The 17,402-nt window shown below is 49.8% G+C and carries 15 protein-coding genes; 10 read left to right on the top strand and 5 right to left on the bottom strand.

Annotated features, from left to right (window positions below; genetic code table 11):
• Positions 1–30 precede the first annotated feature (30 nt).
• The 9 genes from alaS (at position 31) to DW915_RS01435 (ending at position 9,952) form a co-directional block, all read left to right on the top strand.
• Complete coding sequence (gene alaS / locus DW915_RS01395) at positions 31–2,670, top strand: alanine--tRNA ligase (protein ID WP_117801012.1); 2,640 nt, start codon at positions 31–33, stop codon at positions 2,668–2,670.
• A 205-nt stretch (positions 2,671–2,875) separates the two neighbouring features.
• The gene (rpsU, locus tag DW915_RS01400; protein ID WP_004222305.1) at positions 2,876–3,052 is read left to right on the top strand and encodes a 30S ribosomal protein S21; all 177 of its coding nucleotides are present in this window, start codon (positions 2,876–2,878) and stop codon (positions 3,050–3,052) included.
• Between the two features lie 94 nt (positions 3,053–3,146).
• On the top strand, positions 3,147–4,727 hold the full coding sequence (gene cls, locus DW915_RS01405) for a cardiolipin synthase (RefSeq protein ID WP_118741419.1): 1,581 nt from the start codon (positions 3,147–3,149) through the stop codon (positions 4,725–4,727).
• A gap of 74 nt (positions 4,728–4,801) precedes the next feature.
• Complete coding sequence (locus DW915_RS01410; protein ID WP_242991098.1) at positions 4,802–6,070, top strand: D-alanyl-D-alanine carboxypeptidase family protein; 1,269 nt, start codon at positions 4,802–4,804, stop codon at positions 6,068–6,070.
• Positions 6,071–6,103: 33 nt separating this feature from the next.
• The gene (locus DW915_RS01415) at positions 6,104–6,838 is read left to right on the top strand and encodes a ribonuclease H1 domain-containing protein (protein ID WP_118659145.1); all 735 of its coding nucleotides are present in this window, start codon (positions 6,104–6,106) and stop codon (positions 6,836–6,838) included.
• A 53-nt stretch (positions 6,839–6,891) separates the two neighbouring features.
• The gene (locus tag DW915_RS01420; protein ID WP_158580997.1) at positions 6,892–7,692 is read left to right on the top strand and encodes a metallophosphoesterase; all 801 of its coding nucleotides are present in this window, start codon (positions 6,892–6,894) and stop codon (positions 7,690–7,692) included.
• A gap of 15 nt (positions 7,693–7,707) precedes the next feature.
• A complete protein-coding gene (locus DW915_RS01425) occupies positions 7,708–8,529 on the top strand; it encodes a segregation and condensation protein A (protein WP_022462320.1) in 822 nt (273 codons plus the stop codon).
• A complete protein-coding gene (gene scpB, locus DW915_RS01430) occupies positions 8,507–9,130 on the top strand; it encodes an SMC-Scp complex subunit ScpB (RefSeq protein WP_055226398.1) in 624 nt (207 codons plus the stop codon). The genes DW915_RS01425 and scpB overlap by 23 nt, the downstream gene beginning before the upstream one ends.
• Before the next feature lie 33 nt (positions 9,131–9,163).
• The gene (locus DW915_RS01435) at positions 9,164–9,952 is read left to right on the top strand and encodes a zinc dependent phospholipase C family protein (protein ID WP_055226396.1); all 789 of its coding nucleotides are present in this window, start codon (positions 9,164–9,166) and stop codon (positions 9,950–9,952) included.
• A gap of 99 nt (positions 9,953–10,051) precedes the next feature.
• Here DW915_RS01435 and DW915_RS01440 read toward each other — a convergent pair whose 3' ends face one another.
• The 4 genes from DW915_RS01440 to DW915_RS01455 all read right to left on the bottom strand — a co-directional run bounded on the left by DW915_RS01440 (position 10,052) and on the right by DW915_RS01455 (position 14,449).
• On the bottom strand, positions 10,052–11,926 hold the full coding sequence (locus tag DW915_RS01440; protein WP_441140016.1) for an extracellular solute-binding protein: 1,875 nt from the start codon (positions 11,924–11,926) through the stop codon (positions 10,052–10,054).
• 23 nt (positions 11,927–11,949) lie between these two features.
• Complete coding sequence (locus DW915_RS01445) at positions 11,950–12,792, bottom strand: ABC transporter permease (RefSeq protein WP_055218051.1); 843 nt, start codon at positions 12,790–12,792, stop codon at positions 11,950–11,952.
• The gene (locus DW915_RS01450) at positions 12,764–13,837 is read right to left on the bottom strand and encodes an ABC transporter ATP-binding protein (protein ID WP_118741422.1); all 1,074 of its coding nucleotides are present in this window, start codon (positions 13,835–13,837) and stop codon (positions 12,764–12,766) included. Before DW915_RS01450 ends, DW915_RS01445 begins: the two co-directional genes overlap by 29 nt.
• A gap of 72 nt (positions 13,838–13,909) precedes the next feature.
• Positions 13,910–14,449 (bottom strand): cupin domain-containing protein, encoded by a 540-nt coding sequence (locus DW915_RS01455; RefSeq protein ID WP_055226534.1) that lies wholly within the window; start codon positions 14,447–14,449, stop codon positions 13,910–13,912.
• A 278-nt stretch (positions 14,450–14,727) separates the two neighbouring features.
• On the opposite strand from DW915_RS01455, the gene DW915_RS01460 reads away from it, so the two are divergent.
• Positions 14,728–15,963 (top strand): D-alanyl-D-alanine carboxypeptidase family protein, encoded by a 1,236-nt coding sequence (locus DW915_RS01460; RefSeq protein ID WP_226906314.1) that lies wholly within the window; start codon positions 14,728–14,730, stop codon positions 15,961–15,963.
• Here the strand turns inward: DW915_RS01460 and DW915_RS01465 are convergent.
• Positions 15,948–17,330, bottom strand: coding sequence for an MATE family efflux transporter (locus DW915_RS01465; RefSeq protein ID WP_055226390.1), 1,383 nt, complete (start codon positions 17,328–17,330; stop codon positions 15,948–15,950). The genes DW915_RS01460 and DW915_RS01465 overlap by 16 nt on opposite strands.
• Positions 17,331–17,402: the final 72 nt, after the last annotated feature.

A 17,402-nucleotide genomic window follows, 5' to 3' on the forward strand; every position in this document is an offset into this window, starting at 1 on the left:
CACACTGAATTATTTGGAGGACAAACAGTCATGGAAAAATATGGCGTAAACGAATTACGAAAGATGTTTCTTGAGTTCTTCGAGAGCAAAGGACATCTTGCTATGAAGAGTTTTTCGTTGATTCCACACAACGATAAAAGTCTTTTACTGATCAACTCCGGTATGGCTCCGCTGAAACCTTACTTCACAGGCGCAGAGATTCCGCCGAGAAGAAGAGTAACAACATGCCAGAAATGTATCCGTACCGGCGATATTGAAAATGTAGGAAAAACAGCCCGTCACGGCACCTTCTTTGAGATGCTCGGAAACTTTTCCTTCGGTGATTATTTCAAACACGAAGCAATCGCATGGTCCTGGGAGTTTTTAACACAGGTAGTAGGGCTCGATCCGAATCGTCTGTACCCATCCATCTATCAGGACGATGATGAAGCATTTGATATCTGGAACAAAGAGATCGGCATCCCGGCAGACCGTATTTTCCGTTTTGGAAAAGAGGACAACTTCTGGGAGCATGGCGCAGGTCCGTGCGGTCCGTGTTCTGAGATTTATTATGACCGCGGAGAAAAATACGGCTGCGGCAAACCGGGATGTACCGTTGGCTGCGAGTGTGACCGTTACATGGAAGTATGGAACAACGTATTCAGCCAGTTCAACAACGACGGCGAGGGCCACTACACCGACCTGATCCAGAAGAATATTGATACCGGTATGGGACTTGAGCGTCTGGCCGTTGTCGTACAGGATGTAGATTCCATTTTCGATGTCGACACCATTCAGGCACTCCGCAACAAAGTATGCGAAATCTCCGGAAAAGAGTATGATAAAGATCATGAGACCGATGTTTCCATCCGCCTTATCACAGACCATATCCGTTCCGCAACATTCATGATTTCCGATGGAATCATGCCGACCAACGAAGGAAGAGGCTACGTACTGCGCCGTCTGATCCGCCGTGCAGCACGTCATGGCCGTCTGCTTGGCATTGACGGACTGTTCCTTGCCCGCCTTTCCGCAAGCGTAATCGAAGGCTCCAAAGACGGATATCCGGAACTTGAAGAGAAAAAAGATTTCATCTTCAACGTTCTGAACAACGAGGAGACCCAGTTCAACAAAACCATCGACCAGGGACTTCATATCCTCTCCGAGCTCGAAGAAAAAATGCAGAGCGAAGGCAAAAAAGTTCTGGACGGACAGGATGCATTCAAACTGTACGATACCTACGGATTCCCGCTGGATCTGACCAAAGAGATCCTTGAGGAGAAGGGCTACGGCATCGACGAGGACGGTTTCCATGCAGCAATGGAAGAGCAGAGAGAGCGTGCAAGATCGAGCCGTGAAGTAACAAACTACATGGGTGCTGATGCAACCGTTTACGATGAGATCGACCCGTCCGTAACAACTGAGTTTACCGGATACGATCATCTGGAGGATACCTCCAAAGTAACCGTTCTGACGACAGAGACTGAGATTGCAGAATCTCTGATGGAAGGCCAGAAGGGAACTATTTTCGTAGAGAAAACTCCGTTCTACGCTACCATGGGCGGTCAGGAAGGCGACTGCGGTATCATCAAAGGAGCAAATGGTGTATTCGAAGTAGAAGATACCATCAAACTCCGCGGCGGAAAATACGGCCACGTCGGTGTCATGAAATCCGGTATGATTTCAAACGGCGAGGAAGTTACACTTCAGGTCAACGAAGAGGCAAGAAAAAATATCGAGAAGAACCACAGCGCAACACACCTTCTGCAGAAGGCATTAAAGACTGTTCTCGGTGCACACGTAGAGCAGAAAGGTTCTCTCGTAACCCCGACCAGACTCCGTTTCGACTTTGCCCACTTCCAGGCTATGACACCGGAAGAACTGGAAAAAGTTGAGAATCTGGTAAATGAAAAGATTCAGGAGCAGATCCCGGTTGTAACCGACATCATGGATACTGAGGAAGCAAAGAAATCCGGCGCGATGGCTCTGTTCGGTGAGAAATACGGCGACAAAGTACGTGTCGTTTCCATGGGAGACTTCTCCAAAGAGCTCTGCGGTGGTACCCATGTAAAGAATACCGCTGAAATCGGACTGTTCAAACTTGTTTCTGAGGCAGGCGTTGCAGCAGGTGTCCGCAGAATCGAAGCTCTGACCGGACCGTCTGTTACTGCATATTATAAAGCACAGGAAGAGAAAATACATGAGGCAGCAGCTCTCTTAAAGACAACACCGGCGGATCTCCTCGAGAAGATCGCTCATCTGCAGGCAGAGGCAAAAGCACTCCAGGCAGAGAATGAGTCCTTAAAGAGCAAACTGGCAAAAGAAGCGCTCGGCGATGTTATGGATAAAGTAACCGAAGTCAAAGGTGTAAAACTTCTCGCTGCATCCGTACCGGATGTCGATATGAACGGACTGCGTGACCTTGGCGACCAGCTGAAAGAAAAACTGGGAAGCGGCGTTGTTGTTCTGGCATCTGCAAAGGACGGTAAAGTAAGCCTTCTTGCCATGGTAACCGATGATGCGATGAAGAAAGGTGCACATGCCGGAAAACTGATCAAAGAAGTGGCAGCCGTTGTCGGCGGCGGCGGCGGTGGACGTCCGAACATGGCACAGGCCGGCGGAAAGAATCCGGAGAAGATCGACGAAGCAGTTGCAAAAGCTGCTGAGGTACTGGAAGGCCAGATCGCATAACAATAAGCAGGAAAAACAGCACAAAATCCTGCCGCCTGCAGGGCAGAAAAAGGAGCCAGGCAGGCGGCAGGGAAAAATTTTGCAAAAAAATGAAAAAACTTGTTGACGTACGAGATTTTTCTGGTATAATAAAAACAGTGCAAAAAATACCCATACAGTTGTATTATGCACAATCTACAACTGGAGGGAGGTTAGGTGTGAGACTATGTCAAATGTAATCGTTAAAGAAAACGAAACGTTGGACAGCGCTTTACGCAGATTTAAGCGTAGCTGTGCAAAAGCTGGCATTCAGCAGGAGATTCGTAAAAGAGAGCATTACGAGAAACCAAGTGTTCGTCGTAAAAAGAAATCTGAAGCTGCCAGAAAACGTAAGTATAATTAATGTGCAAAAAATCCCCGGCGATCTGTTTTGCCGGGGATTTTTATACTTGTAACTTAAAGTCGCAGGTTTTGACAAAACAGCAAGGCGGTGACAAATGAGAATTTTGTACAAAATAGCAAACAAGCTGTTTCGTATCGTGAAAAAGATTCTGAAGCTGCTTACCAGCCGTATGGTCATTATCGGTGTTGCACTTCTTCTGGAATTTTGCTGGCTGGCCGGAATTATGATGCAGCTCAATGAAAAATCTGTCTACATCAACTATGCGGTCACGATCCTTTCCCTGATTGCAGTGCTTTCGATTATCAATAATCCGAAAATGAATCCCGGCTACAAACTGATGTGGGCAGTCTGTATCCTGGCGCTTCCGGTAACCGGAATCTGCCTGTACGGCATTCTCGGCCATTCCAGTGTGGCAAGAAAATTCCGTACACATTACGATACAGTTCTGCTTTCGCAGGGAGGCGTTCTTGGAGAGGAAGAAGAGACGCGTAAAAAGCTCGAGGAAGAAAATATCCTGGCAGCGGGGCAGTCTTCCTATCTGACCAATTATGCGCATTATCCTGTTTATGAAAACACAGAAACAGAGTATTACCCGCTGGGAGATGTATGGTTTGAGCACTTTATTGAGGAACTCAAAAAGGCAGAACACTACATTTTTATGGAATATTTCATCATCAGCGAGGGGTATCTGTGGGATACGGTGCTGGAGATTCTGAAGGAAAAAGCGGCCGCCGGTGTGGATGTGCGGCTGATTTACGATGATTTCGGCTGCGTGACGACGCTGCCGTATCAGTATTATAAATCGCTGCAGCAGATGGGCATCAAGTGTGCGGCGTTCAATCAGTTCCGACCGGTGCTGAATGTCATTTTAAATAACCGTGACCACCGGAAAATTGCCGTGATCGACGGTCATACGGCTTTCACGGGCGGCATTAATCTTGCGGACGAATACATTAACCGCAAGGAGCGGTTCGGCCACTGGAAGGATTCCGGAATCTGTCTGCATGGTGAGGCGGTATGGAGTTTTACGGTGATGTTTCTGCAGATGTGGAGCACAATCACCGGTATGGAATGCAATTTCGAATCATACCGGCCGGAGATCTATCACGAGGAAGCGTTTAAAAAAGACGGTTTTGTGCAGCCGTACGGCGATTCCCCGCTGGATGGAGAGACAGTAGGCGAGCATGTTTATCTGAACATTATTTCACAGGCGAAAAAATATCTTTATATTTTTACTCCGTATCTGATTCCGGACAACGAGACGCTGACCGCTCTCTGCATGGCGGCAAAGCGCGGAGTCGATGTGCGGATTGTAACGCCGGGCATCCCGGATAAGAAGATTGTCTATATTCTGACGCAGGCCAATTACGAGATCCTGCTGGAATCCGGCGTTCAGATGTACCAGTATACGCCGGGCTTTATCCATTCCAAGAGCTTTGTCTGTGATGATGAAGTTGCGACGGTCGGAACGATCAACATGGATTACCGGAGCATGTACCTGCATTTTGAGTGCGGTGTCTGGATGTACGGCAGCAGTGCGGTTGCCCAGGTAAAAGAGGATGCGCTGATCACGTTTGAACAGTGTGAGCAGATCAATATGGACTACTGCCGAAAGAAAAATTTTGCAGTCCGTGCACTCCGCGGTGCGCTGAAGTTTCTGGCACCGCTGCTGTAAACGGAACAGACAGCATAGTTCTGCGGTCGTCTGCATAGCCTGTAGGGAAGAAAGAGCAGATGTTTCGGGGGAATATGAAGAGAAGAACACGAAATATCGTCTGGAGCCTGCTGATGATCCTGGCGCTTCTTGCAGCGCCCTTGAAAGTGACTGCGGCAGAGCAGAATGGAGAATCTTCCGACAAGCAGCAGAACGAAACAACGGAACAGAAAACAGAAGAGACGGAGGAGACAGCACCGGAGATGACACCGGACCTTGGGCTGACTTCGCCGTCTGTTCTTTTGATGGAGGCACAGACCGGAACTGTTCTGTACGAGAAAAATGCGTCGGAACAGCGAAGCCCGGCGAGCATCACAAAAATCATGACGCTGCTGCTGATTTTTGAAGAGCTCGAAAAAGGGACGCTCCAGCTGACCGACGAAGTGACGACGAGTGCGCACGCCAGAAGTATGGGCGGGTCCCAGGTTTTTCTGGAAGAGGGCGAAAAGCAGACCGTTGAGACGATGATCAAGTGTATTGTCGTTGCTTCGGGAAACGATGCATCTGTAGCGATGGCAGAGCATATTGCGGGGACAGAAAGCGAGTTTGTCAGCCGGATGAACCAGAAAGCAAAAGAACTCGGCATGAACGACACGAAGTTTGAGGACTGCTGCGGCCTCACGGATTCCGACGGCCATTACACGACAGCGGCAGATGTGGCGAAAATGTCTCGGGAGCTGATCGAGCGCTTTCCGCAGATCCTGAACTATTCCTCTATCTGGATGGAAGAGATTACGCATGTCACACAGAAGGGAAGCAAACCATTCACCCTCACCAATACAAATAAGCTGATCCGCGGCTATGAGGGCTGTGTGGGACTGAAAACAGGAAGCACCTCGAAGGCGAAGTACTGCGTCTCGGCAGTGGCGAAGAAAAATGATCTGACAATGCTGGCAGTCGTGATGGGAGCACCGGACTACAAGGTGCGGTTTGCAGATGCGGCGTCACTGTTCCAGTATGGGTTTTCGTCCTGCAGCATCTACATAGACCGGGAACGCGATCCCCTGCCGGAACTTTCGGTTGTTTATGGAAAGCAGGATACGGCAGAACTGGAATATGCGGAAGAATTCCGCTATCTTGCGACGGGCGGGACGGTGATCGGTGAAGTGGAAAAAACGATAGAACTGCCGGAAGAGGTGCAGGCCCCTATCCAGAAAGGCGAGTGTGCCGGAAGAGTTGTTTACAAAGCAGACGGTGAGGAACTTGGTTCCGTTGCGATTTTATATGGAGCAGACGTGGCAAGAGCCGGCATGTGGGACCTGTTCGGATGTACGATGAAACAATATTTTCTTGGGACGGCATAAAGCCGGAGTATCATGCGCGAAAAGGAGAAAAACATGGCAAAGAAAAATTACTATGCGGTAAAACAGGGAAAGGTTCCGGGCATCTACCGGACATGGGATGCGTGCAAAGCGCAGGTACACGGTTATCCTGGCGCAATTTACAAGGGATTTGAGCGTCTGGAGGAGGCAGAGGCCTTTCTGGGCGGCGGTAAAATGCCGGAACCATTGCTGCGGGAAACAATCGGAACGTATTTCGCTGCCCCGGAACGAAAGGCAGTACAGAGCACGGCAGCACCCGATCCTTCTTCTTGGGACTGGGAACACCTGATTCTGGCAGAAAAACCATGCGAAGACCCGGAATACGCCGGTGTCGGCAGGAGCGCCGTCGCATACGTGGATGGAAGCTATCAGCATGCGCTCGGAAAGTTCTCCTGCGGTGTGGTCCTCTTCCTGGACGGAAAAGAGTTGAATCTTGCAGAAGAATACAGCGACCCGGATCTCGTCTCCATGCGGAATGTGGCAGGCGAGATCAAGGGCGCAGAGCTGGCCATGGCTTACTGCCTGACACATGATATTCCGGAGCTGGCCATCTATCACGATTACCAGGGAATCGCAAGCTGGTGTACGAGAGAATGGCAGGCGAAAAAACAGGGAACCATCGATTACCGGAATTTTTACGATCTGGCATCGGCCAAAGTTGCGATCCGCTTCTGCAAAGTAAAGGGCCACACCGGCGTCACCTACAACGAAAAAGCCGATCAGCTGGCAAAACAGGCATTGGGCTTATAAACAGCAGGGAAAACGGGTTGTCATACACCGAAAAATCAAGTATAATGAACGGTATGAGAAAATTTACAACGACCTATTACAAACTTTCGTCAAATGGAAAATTTCCGGAAGGAAACGGTTTTCGTCTGGCGTTTATCAGTGATCTTCACAATATGGAGTTTGGCCCGGATAACACGGTGTTAAAGGCAGTCATCGATGAGGCGGCTCCGGATCTTGTCATCATCGGCGGGGACCAGATTGTGGCAAAGCCGGGGGAGAACCTCGACCCGGGTCTGAGTTTCGCGGAACGTCTTGCGGAGGAATACCAGGTAATCTATGGCTGCGGAAACCACGAATACCGTCTGAAGCTGTATCCGGAACAGTACGGCGATCTGTATGAAAAGCTCCGGGAGCGCCTGAAAAAGGCAGGAATCTGCTATCTGGAAAATGAGACGGCGGATCTTACCATCAGCGGCTGTCCGGTCCGGATCTACGGCTATGCCATGGACCGCACCTATTACAACCGCTTTTACCGCGGACCGCTGCCGGTTTCGGAACTGACGGACCACCTTGGAAAACCGGATCCGGCGCGCTACGGCATTCTGCTGGCGCATCACCCTGCCTACCGCAGCTCCTATGCATCATATGGAGCCGATCTGACGCTTTCCGGCCATTATCACGGCGGCGTGGTGGGCCTTGGCGCGCACCGGGGGCTTGTGACGCCGGATTTCCGCCTTTTTTCGAAAAACTGCCGCGGGCTGTTCCTGACGGGCGGCACCTGCCAGATCATCAGTGCAGGAACGGGCGAACACACCATTCCGGTCCGCATCTGGAACAGAAGAGAATTGATTATTACAGATATCGGGAAAACGTAAGGGAGAACAGAGCACATGGCGATACCAGTAAAGCTTCCGGTGTTTGAAGGACCGCTGGACCTTCTTCTTCACCTGATCGATAAAAACAAAATAGATATTTACGATATCCCCATTGTAGAGATTACGGACCAGTATCTGGAATACATTCATCAGATGGAGCGGGAAGACCTCGACATCATGAGCGAGTTCATGGTCATGGCGGCGACGCTTCTGGATATCAAATGCCGCATGCTGCTTCCGAAAGAAGTGAATGAGGAAGGCGAGGAAGAGGACCCGAGAGCCGAGCTGGTGCAGCAGCTTTTAGAGTACAAAATGTACAAGTACATGTCGTACGAGCTGCGTGACCGCATGAACGAGGCGAGCCGTTCCGTGTACAAGGAGCCGACGCTTCCAAGAGAAGTGCTGGAGTACAGGACGCCGGTCGACACCTCCGAGCTTCTCTCGCAGATTTCTCTCGCGAAGCTCCATACGATCTATAAAATGATTTTAAAGCGCCAGGAGGACAAGATCGACCCGATCCGAAGCAAGTTCGGAAAGATCGAAAAAGAAGAGGTCAGCCTGCCGGACAAGATGACGTATGTCGAGCAGTTTGCTGTTAAAAAACGCCGCTTCAGCTTCCGCGACCTTTTGGAATCCCAGCCGGGCAAGGTGCATGTGATTGTCACCTTCCTTGCAATCCTGGAGCTGATGAAAACCGGCAAAATCCGGATCAGCCAGGAGGAGCTTTTCGGGGATATCCTGATTGAATCCCTGGAGGATGAAGACACCGTAGTTGTGCCGTATACAGACGAGACAGACAGTGAGGACAAGACAGATGGAAGAACAGAACAGGAATAAAGAAACTGCCCTGGGTGAGGCAAGACGCCCCTCTTCGGTCGAGGAGGCGGAAGCAGCCATCGAGGCAGTCCTTTTTGCGATGGGAGATTCCGTGGAGCTGGGAAGGATTGCAAAAGCGATCGGCCATGACACGGAGACGACCCGCAGGATTCTGAACCATATGATGGAAAAATATAATACGAAAGACCGCGGCATCCACATCGTGGAGCTTGAAAATGCGTATCAGATGTGCACGAAACAGGAATATTATGATTATCTTGTCAACATCGCCATGCAGCCGAAGAAGGCGGTTCTGACCGACGTCATGATGGAGACTCTCTCGATCATTGCCTACAAGCAGCCGGTCACGAAGCAGGAGATCGACAAGATCCGCGGCGTCAAGAGCGATCACGCGGTCAACAAACTGGTGGAGTACAATCTGGTGCAGGAGCTTGGCCGCCTCGACGCGCCGGGCCGCCCGATTGTGTTCGGCACGACCGAAGAATTCCTGCGGAACTTCGGCGTCGATTCCACCGACAATCTGCCGGAGATCAGTCCGGTCAAGATGGAGGACTTCCGCGCAGAAGTGGAAGAGGAAATGCAGATCAAGCTGGATGTCTGATCCGGCAGGAGAAAAAAGAAGGGAGATACCGATATGCCTACTACGTACGCACACGACAGGTTCGGAAGAGAAGTCTATGAACAGCTTCCGGCAAATTTGAAAAAGATCATTCGAGAAAACAAAAAATTGTATCTGATCGGACTGCACGGGCCGGATATCTTCTTTTATTACCATCCGTTCTCGAAAAACCGTGTGTCTGATTACGGAACGCTTCTGCATGAGCAGACGGCTTCCGTTCTGTTCGAGGATGAGGTGAAAAAGTATCAGCAGAGCCCGTCAGAGGCGATGGAAGCGTATCTGTTAGGCTTTGCCTGCCATTACCTTCTCGATTCGACGTGTCATCCGTATATCGGGAAATTTGTGGATCACACTGGAATTTCCCATGCAAAGATTGAGACGAGCCTTGACCAGTACTTCATGCTGGAGGACGGCCTCGATCCGCTCGTATACCGTCCGGCATCGCCGATCTGCCCGCACACCGACGGCAACAAGGTCATCCACCGCTGTTTTCCGGAAATCGGGGAAACAGAAATTGTCGAATGCCTGAAGGGCATGAAGCTCTGGACGAGAATCACGATCTGCCGCAGCAGTGCGGTAAGAAGCCTTCTTCTTGGAGCGATGAAACTGGTCGGCTGCTATGATTCGATGGGCGGCCGTGTGATGCCTGGAAGGCCTCAGAAGGAATGCGAAGCGGGCACACGGAATCTTGTCCACCTGTACGAAAGAGCGCTTGCAGAGGCGCCGCAGGAGCTTGTAAAGCTGGATGAAGTGCTCCATGGAAACGGAACGCTTTCTCCGCGCTTTGACCACAATTTTGATTAAAACAGACTTTTGAGAGCAACAGTAAGAATAGAAAAATCCCGGCAGGAATCTTTCCTAAGAATTCCTGACCGGGATCTTTTTTTGTCCGAAAGCAGATCTTTAATTTGATTTTACTTCACGCCACAGCTGGTTGTAAACCTCATCGGCATCATCGCCAAGATACGTAAAGGTTTCGCACCGTGCAAGCGTTTCCTCATCCGGGAAGGCGATTTCACTGTTTCGGATATCGTCATCCTCAATCAGTTCACGCGCCGCATCATTCGGCGTAGAGTAGGTAATATACTCAAAGTTTTTCAGTGCGATGTCCGGCCGGCAGAGGAAATTCAGGAATTTCTCTGCGTTCTCGACATGCTGCGCATCTTTTGGAATGCACCAGGAATCGATCCAGACGTTAGAGCCTTCTTTTGGAACAACGTATTCCAGATCCGGGTTTTCACGCTTCGTGTAGATAGCTTCACCGGAGTAAATAACGCCGATAGCCGCCTCATTTCCGATCATCTTGTCACGCACCTGATCCACAACGTACGCCTGCACGAGAGGTTTTTGTGTCACAAGCAGATCCTTCGCCTCCGTCAGCTCCTTGATATTGGTGGAGTTTAAGGAGTATCCCAGATCCTTTAAAGCAACAGCAAACGCATCGCGCACGCTGTCCTGCATCAGAATGCTGTCGCGGTAATTGGTATCCCACAGAACAGACCAGGAGTCGATCGGCTCGGTTACCATTTTTTTGTTGTACAGAATACCAACTGTTCCCCAGCAGTACGGGATCGAGTAGAGATTGCCCGGGTCGAACTGCTCGGAAGTCTCGTAGTACATATCTCCAATGTTGGAAGCGTTCGGAATATGGTCAAAGTTGATCGGCTGCAGCAGATCGTTCTGGATCATCTTCTGAATCATATAGTCGGACGGGCAGACAAGATCGTAGGAAATCGCACCGGATTTGATCTTCGGATACATGATTTCGTTCGTCTCATACTCCTCGTAAACAACGTGGATACCGGTTTCTTCCTCAAAGATATCGATGACATCAGAATCCATATATTCGCCCCAGTTGTACACAATCAGCTGCTGGGAGCCGCCGGCTGAAGCATTCTGGCTTCCGTAGTAAATACCGCCGCCGCCGATGACAAGCACCATGGCGATCGGAAGAATCCGGCGGAAGACCACACGTTTCGTGATGCGGAAACGGATGCCCTTCTTCGCCATAGCCTCGCGCTCTTTTGCCTCCTCTTTTTCTTCCTTCGGAGAAGGATTCACATTCACAAGGAGCAGCAGAAGCAGTACGGTAACAAAAAGAATCGTGGAGAGCGAGTACATCTCCGGCTTGATTCCCTTGCGGACTTCGGCATAAATCTTTGTGGAGAGCGTATCAACGCCCGGTCCCTTGGTGAAGTAGGTGATAACGAAATCATCGAGGGACATCGTAAAGGAGAGCAGAAAGCCCGAAACAACGCCTGGCATGATGTCCGGGAAGATAACTTTCCAGAATGCATACAGCGGAGAGGCACCAAGATCGAGAGCTGCCTCGTACGTCGATTTGTTCGTCTGCTTTAATTTCGGCATAACGCTCAAGATAACGTAAGGAACATTGAACGTAATATGTGCCATCAGAATGGTACCGAATCCAAGCTGAATGCGGCAGATGATAAAGAGCAGCATCAACGAGATACCCATGACGATCTCACCGTTCAGCATCGGAATATTGGTGATGCCCATGAAAACCGTCCGGCTCTTTTTCGACATGCTGTTGATGCCGATGCACGCAAGCGTTCCCAGCACAGTCGCAATCGCAGAGGCAAGAAGCGCGATGATCAGTGTCGTATACAGCGCATTCATGATCTCTGTATTGGCAAACAGTGAGCGGTACCAGTGCAGGGTAAAGCCGCCCCATTTGGCACGCGTTTTTGAAGCATTAAAGGAGAGCACCACAAGGGTGACAATCGGCGCATACAGAAGAATAAAAATGAGTGCCATGTAAATTTTTTCCAGTTTCTTTCTCAAAATGCCGTTCCCTCCCCGTCTTTATCGTATTTGTTCATCAGAACCATCGACAGGATGATGAAGATCATCAGGACTGTGGAGAGTGCACTTCCGGCATTCCAGTTGTTGGTCTGTTTGAACTCCTGCTCGATGACGTTTCCGATCAGAAGGATCTTGCTTCCGCCGAGCAGGTCGGAAATAACAAAGGTTGTAAGCGCCGGGATGAATACCATGGTAATACCGCTTACGATACCCGGCGTGGTGAGCGGCAGCGTTACTTTCAGAAACGTCTGCACACTGTTTGCTCCGAGGTCCCTTGCTGCGTTGATGACATCACGGTCGATCTTAATCAGAACATTGTAGATCGGCAGAACCATAAACGGCAGGAAGTTGTACACCATACCGAGAATGATCGCTCCCGGTGTATTGATGATAGAAATGCCGGGCAGATGGAAAAACGCGAGGATGCTGTTGATGACGCCGTTTTTCTCAAGCAGTGTCTGCCATGCAAGCGTACGGAGCAGAAAATTCATCCACATCGGGAGAATGAAGATCAGCACAATAAAGCTGGTCTGATTGACATTCCGGTTTGCCAGAATCATGGCAAGCGGATAGGCAAGCAAAAGACAGAGCGCGGTGCTAAGAAGCGACAGCCACAGCGCCAGGCCGAGTGCCTTGATGTTTTCCTTCGTCGCAACGTAGGCGAAATTCGAAAGGGTAAAGCCGCCTTCTTCCCCGGTGAACGCATAGTAGAGAATCAGGATCAGCGGGATGATGATGAAACCGGCAGCCCAGACGGCATACGGTGCTGCCAGCCATTTCTTTAATTTATTACTCTTCAATGGCTGCCGCCTCCTCATCTTCGGATTCCGGTTTGTTCATAATCTGGATATCGAACGGATCGACGTGAATGCCGACTTCCTGTCCGACCGGGAACAGATCGGTAGAGTGAACGAGAAGCTCAAAGCCGTTCACCGTAACCTCCATCTCATAGTGAACACCTTTGAAAATCAGATGGGTGACACGTCCGCGGATGGTACCTTCCTCCGGCTTCACAAGATCAATATCCTCCGGGCGGATCACAACGTCGATCGGTTTGTTTTTGCCGAATCCGACATCAACGCACTCGAACTTCGCACCGAGAATCTCGACGAGACGGTCCTCAATCATGATGCCGTCGAGAATGTTGCTGTCACCGATGAAGTCTGCAACGAATGCGTTCTGCGGCTCATTGTAGATGTCTTCCGGTGTGCCGATCTGCTGGATATAACCCTGGTTCATGACAACAATCGTGTCCGACATAGTAAGCGCCTCTTCCTGATCATGGGTGACATAGACAAAGGTGATACCAAGCTCGTTTTTCAGACGGATCAACTCGTACTGCATATCCTGACGGAGCTTTAAGTCAAGTGCGCCGAGCGGCTCATCCAGAAGCAGAACTTTCGGTTCGTTGACAATCGCGCGCGCAATGGCGATTCGCTGCTGCTGGCCGCCGGAGAGAAGCGCCGGGGAGCGGTTTTCGTAACCCTCAAGGTTAACAAGTTTTAATGCGTATTTGATTTTGTCATCGATATATGCTTTGGGTTTTCCTTTGATTTTCAGCCCGAAAGCAATGTTTTCCGCAATTGTCATATGCGTGAAAAGAGCATATTTCTGGAACACCGTATTTAACTGGCGTTTGTTCGGCGGAAGCTGGGTGATATCCTGTCCGTTAAATAAAACCTTTCCGGCATCCGGTGTCTCAAAACCGCCGAGGATACGTAATGTGGTTGTTTTTCCGCAGCCGCTCGGGCCAAGGAGGGTAAGAAATTCGTTTTCACGGATATAAAGATTCAGATCATCCAGAATGGTAACTCCGTCGTACGATTTTGTGATGTTGACCAGATCAAGTAATTTGGTACTCATGTGTAATATGCTCCTTTCGGGTTGTGAAATTTGGAACACCGTTTCTCGTGAAAATCACGCGGTGTAAAAAATCTAAAAATAAGGCGGTGAACTGACCCAGAGAATGATGGCCGGCGTTTTACCCGGATTTTCCAGATAGTGATTACAGGAAGCGGGATAGTAGAAGCTTTCCCCTTTCTTCACTTTGTGGCATTCATCTCCAAGATGAAGGAGAATACGGCCGGAAAGTACATAGCCGAATTCCTCGCCTTCATGCGGTGAATCAATCTCGGTGCACGCGCCGCTTTGCAGCGTCAGCCGGATTGGCTCCATCCTGTTTTTCTGTGCATTCGGAACGATCCATGCGATCTCGTTGCCCTGCGCTTCAGCGGTCTTTACAAAGTAATCTTCTTCGCAAAAGACAACCTGATTGTCCTGCTCTTCGCCGAAAAACGTTTTTAGATCCGTTCCAAGGCAGGTAAGAACATCAACCAGCGTGGCGATCGAGGGAGAGGTCACATCGTTTTCAAGCTGGGAAATAAATCCCTTTGACAGCTCGCTCCGATCTGCCAGTTCCTCCTGCGTCAGCCCTTTCCACATCCGCAGTTCCCTGATTTTTTTTCCGATTTCCATAAAAAATCCTTTCTGCATCCAAAGTCTTTCCCGGGATCCTTTTGCTGAATACGGATTCTCAGGAAATCTCAGTAAAAATAAACAAAAAGTTTAGTAATTCTATACAAACATGGGGAATTATACATGATATGGATCGCAGTGTCAATAACTTTGTGAAATTTTACCATGATTTTACAGGAAACCTCATATAATGAAGAAGAAGCAGACAAAAAGCCGGTCCCAAAAGAGCGTCCGGCTTTTCCGTTTTTAAAGAGAAAAAACACAAGGGGGATCTGATTTTGAACAGAAAAAGAAGAAACAAGACAGGTTTTTTCCTGGGAATCCTGCTTCTGTTTTTGGGAAGTGTGTCCGTGACTGCGACAGAGCAGGAGAGCGAGCCGAATCAGCTGTTTGCAACGGCGGCATGCCTGATGGATGGCGATACCGGCCGTGTGCTGTTCGGAAAACGCGAGACAGATCCTATGGCAATGGCGAGCACAACGAAAATCATGACATGCATTCTGGCACTGGAAAACGGACAAGAGCAGACGGTCGCAACTGCATCGGCTAAAGCAGCCGCAGCGCCGAAAGTACATCTCGGTGTGAGGGAGGGAGAACAGTTTCTGCTTGGCGATCTTCTGTATTCCCTGATGCTGGAATCGCATAACGACGCGGCGGTAATGATTGCAGAGACCATCGGCGGAAGTGTAGAGGAATTTGCATCGCTTATGAATGAAAAAGCCGCAGCAATCGGCTGTACAGATACGCATTTTGTGACGCCGAACGGTCTCGATGCTTCTGACGCAGGCGGAGATCACCACACGACAGCAGCTGATCTGGCACGGATCATGCGATACTGTGTCTGGATTTCACCGAAAGCCGCCCAGTTTCTCGCAGTGACGCAGACGCGGTCCTATACCTTCTGGGATCTGGAAAAGAAAAACATGTTCAACTGCTATAATCACAACGCACTGCTGGATCAGATGGATGGAGCTGTTTCGGGAAAAACCGGCTTCACGGCAAAAGCCGGTTACTGTTATACCGGTGCGCTGGAGCGGGATGGAAAGCGTCTGATTGTGTCGTTGCTTGCGTGCGGATGGCCCAGCCATAAAAACTATAAATGGGCGGATGCCGCAAAGCTTTTAAACTACGGGCTGGAATCGTATATGTATCGTGACGTGCTGGACCATAGCTGGAACCCAGGGCAGATTGAAGTAGCAGACGGTGTTTACGACGGGATGCTGCAGGTAAAAAGCAGCGCCCGCCTTACCCTTACAAGCCCGGCGCTTGATCCGGCGCGCTCGCTTCCCGCTCTTCTGAAAGAGACAGAAATACCGGAAAAAGACATTTTTTTACCGGAGCTTTTGAAAGCCCCGGTAAAGAAAGGAGAAAAGGTCGGTTCGGTTACGTATTCGATCGACGGGATTCTTCTCGCGGAATATCCCGTCTATGCAGCCGAAACGATCGAGAAAATTGATTATGGGTGGTGCATGGAAAAGGTCGCAGAGCGCCTCTTTTGTCATTCTTCGGTATGAGTCACTTTTGCAAGTGTTTCTGTTGAAAGAATTTTCCGGATATTGCAGAGAAACAGCGTAACGGCAGTGATAACAGAACATACATCAGCGATCGGTTCTGCATAGTAAACGCCCATGACACCGAAGAAATGCGGCAGAATGAGTGCAAGCGGAATCAGAAGGATGACTTTTCGAAGCAGTGCAATAAAAAGAGAAATCTTCGCCTGGCCAAGACCGAGGAAGGAACTCTGTACGCCGCTCTGCAGTCCGAAAATTGCCATGCCGGCAATGTAAACCGGAAGTACCTTCTCTACGATGACAATCAGTTCCGGGTCAGTCGTGAAAAGACCGGCAAAAAGAGCCGGACGAAGCATTGCGAATACAACGTAGACGAAAGCGGCAGTAAAAGTAATGGCGATCATGCGCCGGATTGTCTGGCGGACACGGTCAAACTGGCCTGCACCAAAGTTGTAGCTGATGATCGGCTGTACACCGTTCGTAAAGCCGTTGACCGGTACGAAAATCAGCTGCAGCACCGACTGGAGAATTGTCATCGAGCCGACATAGAGGTCGCCGCCGTACGTCTGTAGCCCGTGGTTCATGACGATTGTGATGGCACTTTCCGTTGCAGACATGATAAATGGTGAGATGCCGAGTGCCATGACAGAGCCTAAAATGGAAAAATCCGGTTTCATGGTGCGAAGAGAAAGGCGGACACCTGATTTTTTTGAGGTAAGAAACCGAAGAACCCATGCAGCACTTAAAGCCTGGGAGAGAATGGTAGCAAGTGCGGCCCCGGAAACACCCATATGAAGAACGAAGATGAAAACCGGGTCAAGACCAATGTTGATAACAGCGCCAATGAGAACGGAGCACATGGCCGTGCGTGCGTGTCCCTGACAGCTGATAAAAGTATTCAATCCGACAGCCAGCTCGACAAATACGGTTCCGACAAGATAAATGGAAATATACGTGGAAGCGTATCGGATTGTGTTGCTGCTTGCACCAAAGAGGTACAGAAGCGGTGTCTGAAAGAAAAAGAAAAACGCCATCAGACACACGGAGAAAAAGAGCAGCAGGGAAGTGGAGCTTCCAAGAATTTTTTCTGCGCGGTCCCGGTTTTTCTGTCCGAGTGCGATGGCGGCAAGAGGAGCACCGCCTCCACTTGCGAATCCGGCAAAGGCGGAGATGATTGTGATAATCGGAAACGTGACGCCGACACCGGTCAGTGCCAGGGAACCAACATCAGGAATCCGGCCGATATAAATGCGGTCTACAATGTTATATAGTACATTTACAATCTGTGCGAGGACAGAGGGAAGGGCCAGTTCGAGCATCAGTTTCCCGATTTTTTCGGTGCCGAGACGGCCATCTTGCTTGGTCTGCATGAAAAAAACCTCCAGTTTTTTTGTTGATGAAACGTATATTTTTCTGCGTCCTTTTCGTGGACATTGCTTCTA

This window comes from Blautia sp. AM42-2 (genome assembly GCF_003480245.1).
Lineage (GTDB): Bacteria > Bacillota > Clostridia > Lachnospirales > Lachnospiraceae > Fusicatenibacter > Fusicatenibacter saccharivorans.